Origin of the sequence: Mesorhizobium tianshanense (assembly GCF_007830515.1) — a bacterium.
Taxonomy (GTDB): domain Bacteria; phylum Pseudomonadota; class Alphaproteobacteria; order Rhizobiales; family Rhizobiaceae; genus Mesorhizobium; species Mesorhizobium tianshanense.
In genome coordinates, this window is sequence record NZ_VLKT01000118.1 from 1 (window position 1) to 8,134 (window position 8,134).

Consider the following 8,134-nt stretch of genomic DNA (forward strand, 5'->3'; position numbering starts at 1 on the left):
GGCTGACGCTCTCGCCCGGAGTGCCGTTCGCGCCGTTCCGTACCGGTCAATTCAGATCAATGAAGGGACGATCTGATCATGGTTATTATTCATGCTGCCGCCATTGGTCCATTTCGCAGGTGGTTACGCCTGCGCGCCGAGCGAAAAGCTCTCTTGTCGGCAACGGACCAGTTGAGCCGTTTACCCGATGACGTTCTTGGCGACATCGGCATCTCATGTGACGAAATCATGTGCGCTTTGCGAAGCCGCGCCATCCGTCATGCAGAGGCAGGCGCGGCCGGCACGACGATCGAGCGCACCAGATCGCTTCGGCCTCGATCCCGAAACTTGGCCGGCAGTGGCTACGCCTCGGACAGCAAGGGCGGCAAATCGGCGGGGATGCACCCTCTGCAGCGATGGAAGAAGTTCGTGAACCACGCTATTCACGGGCATCCGGTTTGCCTGGGGTTCCTGGAAGCTTTCCGAACTTTCAGCCTAGCGCCTCCAGCCGAATTGCGTGTGCTTATGAAAGAGATTGGGGCATCTGGGCACGCCGCCGTTGCGAGCACGATTGATCTCCTTCACCGCCCTGGCAAGCTTCGGGTCGCGCTCCTTATCGACCATCTCTTTTCTGATGCGCTTTCCTTCCGCCGATCCTGCCGGAACGTTCGGATAAAGCGAACTACAGGGCTGAACTTTGCCGGGATCGCGAAAGCCCTGGAGCGGCTGCACCTCCCAGCGGCGCGTGACCTCGACTGAACGCATCGCGTACCGCACGCCGTCAGTAATTACCCACCCCCTCGCCCCTCGAAGCGGCACGGTGCGTCGTCACTCCTCGTCGATATCCGGGTACTGCGGGGGAGCCTTGCCGATCTTGCTGACGATCCTCGGGTAATTGGCATCGGGCTGCGCCTGCCCTGTTCCAATAACTTCGACGCGGAAGCGCCACTCGTCACCGTAGTCGTACAAGAAGGTCATTGCCGAGCCCACCTTCTGGAAGGCTGTGGTGACGCGCGTGCCCTTCACGCTGCGAGAGCCGCTCCCCTCTATGTCGGCGAAGAGTTCGAACCGCAGGGGCGAGTCGAACAGCTTTCCCGTCAGCTTTGAATAGAAGCCGTAGGCGTGGTCTAAGTCGAAGCCAAATGCCGCTACGATGGCTTCGGCCAGATCCGCCAGCGTGCTCGAACTCGACACCTCGATGTCCCGACAAAGCCGTGCCCGAAGAGAGGCTCGGAAGATCAAGGTCGCGGGCTCAGTCATAGCGGATTTCAGGCGCTGACGGTTTGAAGGATGATTTTGAAGGGGTTCGTGCCTGGCGCGAGACAAGCCGTGTCGACGACGGGTCGAATGTCGGCTTCGCCCTGGGCGGCCCACATGGCGCGATAGCCGTTGGTGATCTTCCGTTGAACGACGGCGGGTCTCAGCGCCCGTTCGCAGGCGTTGTTCGTCGCGTCGACCATTCCTGGCCATTGGGCAAAGCTCAAAAGTTGATCGCGAGCTCGCCTGAACTTGTTTTGGATGTTGCGGGCCAGATCGCACGACGTTGTGGTGGCGAAGATATCGTCCAGACTTCGCTCCAGGGCGCGACGCTTGCCAGTGATGGTCGAGGCGGCGAAGGTTTCGATACCGTCGGCTAGGGCGAAGGCCCTTTGCAGCCAACGCTTGAGCCGTGAGGGCAACATGTCCCCACTTGCCTCGTCCGCATAGGCGACGTCGCGGGCGAGATGCGCCAGGCAGGTCTGATGCGCATTTGCGTGACCTTGTTGCGCGGCATAGCGATCGGAACACCAGACGTCGGGCCGATGGCCGTCCATCAGGGTCCGGACCACGACGGCGCCGCGCGTTGGCGCCGCTTGATGAACAACCGCTTCGGCGCAGCGAAACACCCAGTGGTAGGCGTTGCTTCCTTCGATCCGCACGCCGGTCTCATCGGAGGCGACGACCTTGGCCCGGCGCAACGCCGCGACGGCCTTGTCGCACTCGGCCGCGAAGGCGCCCTGCGCACGGCGCAACATGTTCATCAGTCCGCCCTGGCTGATGGTGAGACCGAAAAGGTTCGCGAACGCGCCCTGCAGCCGCTCGTAGGACAGGGCCTGGAAAGTCTTGAGATAGGTCGCCACGGCGTGCACGCGTGGCCCGAACGGCGTCCCCTTCGCCGCATCCGGCACAGCCGCGACAACCAGCGTGCCGCAGGACGGGCAACGGACTGCCAGACGCCGATGACGCTCAATCAAAGGCCTGATCGCGGGAAGCTCAATCTTGTCGTGCTCGCTGACGGTTTCGGCAGCAAGATCGCTCGACAGGCTGGCGCGGCAGCAAAGGCATTGATCGGGATGATGGTCGATGATGCGGTCGGCATCCTCACTCATGGCGCGGCTGTGACCTTGATGGCCCGCCTTGGCGCCGCCAGGCTTTGCCCTGTCCCGACGCGCCTTGCGATCGCTCGAAGGTGGCTTGGACGACGTGCGTGATGTCTTCTCTGGCCGCTGCATCCGCAGCACCAGATCGATCAACTCGTCCTTCGTCAGACGCTGCAAATCAGTGCGATCCATATCTCCATAGATTCAGGGATTCTTGCCCCTGACAAGGGCGTGGGTAATTACCGCCGTCATACGCGTTGTTTAGTATGTTCTTGTCTGCAAAGCCGAGGTCCTCAATCAAGAGCGGCTCTCCCTCGATCCGGTAAACTTCCGAAAGCACCACGGCGACCGGCCACTGTGCAAGTCGCGTCATAAGATCGGGATCGCGTACGAAGGCTTTGGTTTCTCCGTAGACGCCCGTCACCCTCACGAGTTCAGGACTCTCCCACGTAGTTCTGGGCCCACTTCGGCACCGCCGCCGATAGTGACGAGATAGGGCTGAGGGATTGCCTTGTTCCCAGTCGCACGAGCCTGCTGGAAATGTCCGGGGTCCTTTAGGCCTCGTCGCCGCGCGATCCAAAGCACATCACGGGTTCCGACGAGCGGCCCCAAACCGCCTTCACGCCCATGATCTGGTCAAGCGACCCGGCCACCTCTTCGAATGTCGGCATAGGCTATCCCTTATGCTCAAGCACATCGGCCAGCTGCGCGACAAGCCGGTTGCGGGCGTCGCGAGATAGCTTGTCGAGATTGAGCTGTTTCCACCTGACAGCCGGAAGCTCGTCAGCGCCTTCGACGCCGAGCAATGACCAATCCGGTTCACCCTTCTTGAAGCCCAGCAGGAACGCTCTGTGCTCTTCCGGCATGCCGCCCGCCATAGCGGCGATCAGTTCCTCGCGCGTCGCCAGTAGAGCGTCGAGCGCGACGGGCCCTACCGTCATGCCGTCGAAACCCTGCGCAAACTCCTGCGCGATATCCTTGCGGCGTGGCACGAGTACTTCGGATATCGGTCTGTCGTGGCTGATAAGATAGACGATAAAAGCGCGCCTAAGATCGTCGCGGATCCCCTCATTGTCGAGAAGGTCTCTGACATCGAACAGGTCACGCGGATGCTGGCGGTCGAGGGCCGCCATGATCTTCCCGGCATATAGGTCCGAAAACGAGACCACCTGCAATTCCGCAAAGCCGAATGCGTCTTCCACCGCCGGCGACACGGTTCTCACCTCCGGCTCGAACACGCAGCCGCGCAGCACCGGCGTCACCTCGATCTTGATCTGCGCATCGCTTCCCTGAACCATCAATTTGGTGACGATCTGCTCCCGGGCATTCACCACTTCGTTGACGCGCACGCCTCGCAAACCTGCCCTGAGCGCCGCCGCAATGCGCTTCATTCCCGCATCAATGGCTGCTAGCGACTGAGGCCTTGGAGCGACCGGCAAATAGGTCAGGTCGATATCGACCGACAGGCGCGGCATATCACGGACAAACAGATTGATCGCCGTGCCGCCCTTGAGCGCAAACTCCCGCTCCGCCGCGACGAAGGGCACGGCGGCGATCAGAAGGGCAACCTGGCGCCTGTAGCGATCATTCAGGGGCACCAAGGTCCTCCGGCACGGTTATGAGGTATTTCGGGTCCAGTTTCCCACCTTTGACGAGCATACGCTTGCCGCTGCCAAGGCTGATCTCCTCACGTTTTATCTGCTTCAGCCACGGCGGCGCATGGCGATCGGCAAAGAAAAAGAACAGGCGCTTGACCTTCACGCTCCGGCAGTCGGCAAGCAGCGTCTGCAGCCGCCGTGGGCTTAAGGTATTCAGGCTTTGGACCATCATATCTGCGACGTGAAAGCTCTCGTGTCCGGGCAACTCGTTAAGCATTTCGAGCAACGCACGCTCAGGCGTCGAAGCCACAAGCGGCCAATCTGATGGCCCCGGCAATTCCCGCAGCGTGCCGCCCTGCAACGCCTCTTTCTCGACAGCAAGGTTTTGGAACAGCACCTGCGACCGGTGAAACCGGAACGACTCTTTCAACGGGAGCTTGGCGAGCCAGCCGGGAGGTGGCTCCGTTCCATAGAGGTGGATCGTTGACGGGCCAGTCGGTGACAAGTAGTGGCTGAAACCCTGCAGGTCGAGCGCTGTGCGCCCTCCGACCGTAAGGGCGTGCCCCATGAGCTTCTGGAGGGAAACGACGGTTTTCTGCCAGTCGAGTTCGCCAAGAGGACGTTTGTAAGTGCCACGCACCGGCTGCACCAGCCAACCAGCCGAAACATATTGGCTGCGCAGGCTTGTGGAATAGTCGTGCCGCTCCATCCACGCCGCATCGGCCAATAGACCCTCCGGCAGGGTTCGCTCTAACTGGTTTAGCTTTCCGCTGTTTCGCTCAGTCATGCTTGGTAAAATAGCACAATATCAAACCACTTTCAAGGTTTAAAATACGCCAATTTCCCTTAGTCATACTTAGTAAAATTAAATAATCATAAACTAAAAGGGAATTTCGTCCTCAAGATCATCAACCTTGGCAGCCTTCGCGGGGCCGGGCGGGTCCACGGCTACGGCGGCTGGGCAGGCTGCGCGGATCGATCCCGGGTCCACCATGATGGGCTTCGTCGCCTCGCCCATGCGGAAGCGGAAATGGCGTCTCGCGGTTACCCACACTGGCGAGCTCCCCCGAAAGGTCGGTGAGTTGGTGGGCGACGAGGTGGACCACTTCGCCCTCACACTGGATCTTGCCGCTGACGCTGAGCATCGACGAGGAGAGCAGAACGCGGCGAAACTTCTCGGAGACCTTGACCCACACCACGACATTGGCGGCGCCGGTCTCGTCTTCCATGGTCAGGAACATCACGCCCGCTGGCGAACGAGCACCAGACCTGCCGCCTCCAGCCAGCGGACGTCGCGCGCCTGAACGATGGCGAGGCTCCAACCGCGCCGGCCGGCGAAGCTATGGCACAAACGGCGGAGGACAATTCCCGGATCGAGGTTTGGGACCGCGACGAGAAAACCCTCGTCGAAACGATCTGTCGATGCCATCACAATGGTCTGCATGTAATGGAGAAGCTGCTTACGCCCGGCGAGCCGACCGTGGCGCCGGAGACAATCGTGGACGGCAGCATTCACGCAGGCCTCGATGTTGCGCTTGGTGATCTGCGAAGCTGGCACCGCCTGCGCGGCTGGTGCAAGCACTGCTCGCATCATGCCGAGGTCAAGCCCGAAGCGTTGATCAGACGATACCGGAAGGCCGCTCTGTTTAGTTCCGGCGAGCGAGCGCTTTTCTGCACGAGTTGTGACAGAGGAGGGGCGGTTCGGCTCGAAATTCTATCAATGCCGAGGTGACGGCAACGTGACGATTGAGACCGTGCGGGAGCAGGCACACACGATCCGCTTTCGGCGCCTAGTGCAGATCCGATGGGAAAAGCGCGTGATTTGGCGAGATGAGTGAAGGCAGACGCCTGTCCGTCCGAGACGATCACGCCGAAGCACCGCCCCGGCCCCAAGGCACGTAATTAGATAAGTTAAAGGCAACTTTGGTGTGTTATATACGCTGCGTTCTCGGTGCGGATCGATGGATCAGGAAAGACTTCTAGCCGCAGTCCTCTTGGCTGATGTCGTGGGCAGCACGCCCCTATATGAGCGCATCGGCGACGATGCCGCTCTGCATCAGGTCTCGGATTGCCTGGACGCGATGCGCGAGATCGTCGCCCGGCACGGTGGTGATTTCATTCATTCGAAAGGCGATGACGTACTCAGCCTGTTCGAGAGCCCGGAGGCGGCGCTGAGGGCCGTCTGCCAAATCAGCCGCCAACTGTCGGAAGGGCCGTTGAGCGCCCGTATAGGATTGCATTTCGGATCGGTCATTCGCGCACGGGGCGAGGTCTTCGGTGACGTTGTCAATGTCACCGCAAGGTTGTCCACTACGGCCAACCCCGGGGAGGTGCTGATCAGCCAGAGCTTCTGCGAAGCCCTTTCCGCGGGGAGCCGCAGTGGCTTGCGGCTCCTCGACAAAATGGCCTTGAAGGGGAAGCAAGAACTCTTCGATGTCTATACCCTGTGGAGCGACGATGGGGCCCTCAGTACGCAGATCACCAGCCGGGGCACCATTACCGGCAGGCGCTCCATCCCGCCGCGGCTGGCCAAACTGGTCATCCGCTATGGAGATCAGTTGCGATCCTGTCGAAACAACGAATTCGTGACCATCGGCCGATCTCCGGAATGCAATATTGTCGTCGAGCGGCCCTGGGTTTCAAGGCACCACGCGACCTTCACTGTTTCGAATGGCAGGGCCCGGCTTGTCGAACGAAGCTCGTCGGGCACATTTGTATCGATGGAACCTGGCCATGAAGTATTCGTACGCCGCGAAGATATTGTCCTCTTCGGCTCCGGCGTCATCTCGCCTGGACTGAGGTCGTCCCTCGGCGACGCCCAGGTTCTTCACTACGAAATTGTCTCAGACTGACCCGGACGGACTCGTTAGCCGCGACCGGCTTCAAGCGGCCGCGACGATCTCTTCGGCAATTCTGCATGCGCGCAGCGCTGGTTCGCTGACGCCGTCAATGTTCGCGTTGAACCTTGTTCTCTGGCGTCTCGTCTGAAAGTGGGTTCATTTTCCCGCCTATTAAAAACCGCTCATCGCCACTGATCCGGCGGCGCAGTAGATTGCGCACATTCGAAACCTGCCACTGCCCGTTGCGCGCCGTCCGAACGCCGCGGTTGTTGAGTAGCAAGCCGCCGACTGGTTCAACCTTCCGTCAGGGCCGGGCAGGGGAGGGCGTGCAAAGGGTTGGTACGACCTAAGAAACGGTCGGGGTTTGAGTTGGTAGAGGGATATCGCCAATACAGTGCTGTGACCGAGTTCGTTTGCTGACAAGGCTTCTTAATCAGCGCAAATAAGTCCGACTCCGACCTCCGCAACGAGTTACAACATAAATCACTAATAGTCGCGATCTGGTCAAAGCGCCGCCGGAAAAAACGGTAAGGCCTTTTCCACGGCAGGTTGGCGAAGCGCGGAGTTGCGGCCACGAGTCAAAGTGCTTTGACAGGCATGGCATGGCGAAGGCGCAGCGCTGCGTCATAGGTAGGTGAACGGCTGCTCACGCTCGTTCATGGCATGAGATGCATTGTTATGGGCTTTGATGAAAGTGCTTTGGTGGTCGTCGTCGTGAAAAACGGACAGCAAGGGCGGCAAATCGGCGGGGATGCACCCTCTGCAGTGATGCAAGAAGTTCGTGAAACCACGCCGTTCACGGGCATCCGGTTTGCCTGGGGTTCCTGGAAGCTTTTCGAACTTTCAGCCTAGCGCCTCCAGCCGAATTGCGTGTGCTTATGAAAGAGATTGGGGCATCTGGGCTCGCTATTGGGCAAGCTTGATTATTTGCACTCACGTTAAACCTGGGTGCCCTCCGCAGTTCATCATAGCGGATCACTAGGCGTTGGCCTTGAGCGCTTCAGATCGATCACCTGGTTGTGGTGGCATCTTGGATTGTGGCAGAACGCGGTGTGAACCGCGCCGGGTTGATCGGAGGCTCCAACTCCTGAGAAGGTGGAGCCATGACAAGCAAGACGACCAACAAGTTCTCTCCCGAGGTTCGAACCCGCGCGGTTCGGCTGGTTCTAGATCACGAAGGCGAGCATGCCTCGCGGTGGGCGGCGGTTTCGTCCATCGCCGCCAAGATCGGCTGCACGGCGCAGACGCTGCATGAGTGGGTGAAGAAGGCCGAGCGCGACAGCGGCGTGCGAGCCGGTGTGCCTACGGATGTGGCGACGAAACTCAAGGCTTTGGAACGCGAGAACCGCGAGCTTCG

The 8,134-nt window shown here is 60.2% G+C and carries 8 protein-coding genes and 1 pseudogene; 4 read left to right on the plus strand and 5 right to left on the minus strand.

Annotated features, from left to right (window positions below):
- Positions 1-78: 78 nt before the first annotated feature.
- Positions 79-738 (plus strand): DUF1127 domain-containing protein, encoded by a 660-nt coding sequence (locus tag IQ26_RS38320; RefSeq protein WP_145723508.1) that lies wholly within the window; start codon positions 79-81, stop codon positions 736-738.
- Between the two features lie 69 nt (positions 739-807).
- Here the strand turns inward: IQ26_RS38320 and IQ26_RS38325 are convergent, their stop codons facing one another.
- From IQ26_RS38325 to IQ26_RS38345, 5 genes and pseudogenes are all read right to left on the minus strand, one after another.
- The gene (locus tag IQ26_RS38325; RefSeq protein ID WP_145723509.1) at positions 808-1,239 is read right to left on the minus strand and encodes an IS1096 element passenger TnpR family protein; all 432 of its coding nucleotides are present in this window, start codon (positions 1,237-1,239) and stop codon (positions 808-810) included.
- A gap of 8 nt (positions 1,240-1,247) precedes the next feature.
- Complete coding sequence (gene tnpC / locus IQ26_RS38330) at positions 1,248-2,531, minus strand: IS66 family transposase (protein ID WP_145723510.1); 1,284 nt, start codon at positions 2,529-2,531, stop codon at positions 1,248-1,250.
- Between the two features lie 482 nt (positions 2,532-3,013).
- Positions 3,014-3,937 carry a nucleotidyl transferase AbiEii/AbiGii toxin family protein gene (locus IQ26_RS38335; RefSeq protein WP_145723511.1) on the minus strand — a complete coding sequence of 308 codons (924 nt, stop codon included), beginning with the start codon at positions 3,935-3,937 and terminating at the stop codon, positions 3,014-3,016.
- The gene (locus tag IQ26_RS38340) at positions 3,924-4,724 is read right to left on the minus strand and encodes a type IV toxin-antitoxin system AbiEi family antitoxin domain-containing protein (RefSeq protein ID WP_145723512.1); all 801 of its coding nucleotides are present in this window, start codon (positions 4,722-4,724) and stop codon (positions 3,924-3,926) included. Before IQ26_RS38340 ends, IQ26_RS38335 begins: the two co-directional genes overlap by 14 nt.
- A gap of 121 nt (positions 4,725-4,845) precedes the next feature.
- A pseudogene (locus tag IQ26_RS38345) lies at positions 4,846-5,243 on the minus strand (OB-fold nucleic acid binding domain-containing protein); the annotation flags it as partial.
- Positions 5,244-5,898: 655 nt separating this feature from the next.
- Here IQ26_RS38345 and IQ26_RS38355 point away from each other — a divergent pair.
- The 3 genes from IQ26_RS38355 to IQ26_RS38365 all read left to right on the plus strand — a co-directional run.
- A complete protein-coding gene (locus IQ26_RS38355; RefSeq protein WP_145723515.1) occupies positions 5,899-6,789 on the plus strand; it encodes an adenylate/guanylate cyclase domain-containing protein in 891 nt (296 codons plus the stop codon).
- 666 nt (positions 6,790-7,455) lie between these two features.
- Positions 7,456-7,629: a hypothetical protein gene (locus IQ26_RS39390; RefSeq protein ID WP_156090983.1), complete on the plus strand. Its 174-nt coding sequence runs from the start codon at positions 7,456-7,458 to the stop codon at positions 7,627-7,629.
- Positions 7,630-7,880: 251 nt separating this feature from the next.
- Positions 7,881-8,134: transposase (locus IQ26_RS38365; RefSeq protein WP_145723516.1), on the plus strand; the 254-nt coding region annotated here is incomplete at its 3' end.

Bases quoted from the DNA above. Each gene is read 5' to 3' on its own strand.
- IQ26_RS38320 (WP_145723508.1), top strand. From the start codon at position 79: ATGGTTATTATTCATGCTGCCGCCATTGGTCCATTTCGCAGGTGGTTA.
- IQ26_RS38325 (WP_145723509.1), bottom strand. From the start codon at position 1,239: ATGACTGAGCCCGCGACCTTGATCTTCCGAGCCTCTCTTCGGGCACGG.
- tnpC (WP_145723510.1), bottom strand. From the start codon at position 2,531: ATGGATCGCACTGATTTGCAGCGTCTGACGAAGGACGAGTTGATCGAT.
- IQ26_RS38340 (WP_145723512.1), bottom strand. From the start codon at position 4,724: ATGACTGAGCGAAACAGCGGAAAGCTAAACCAGTTAGAGCGAACCCTG.
- IQ26_RS38355 (WP_145723515.1), top strand. From the start codon at position 5,899: ATGGATCAGGAAAGACTTCTAGCCGCAGTCCTCTTGGCTGATGTCGTG.
- IQ26_RS39390 (WP_156090983.1), top strand. From the start codon at position 7,456: ATGGGCTTTGATGAAAGTGCTTTGGTGGTCGTCGTCGTGAAAAACGGA.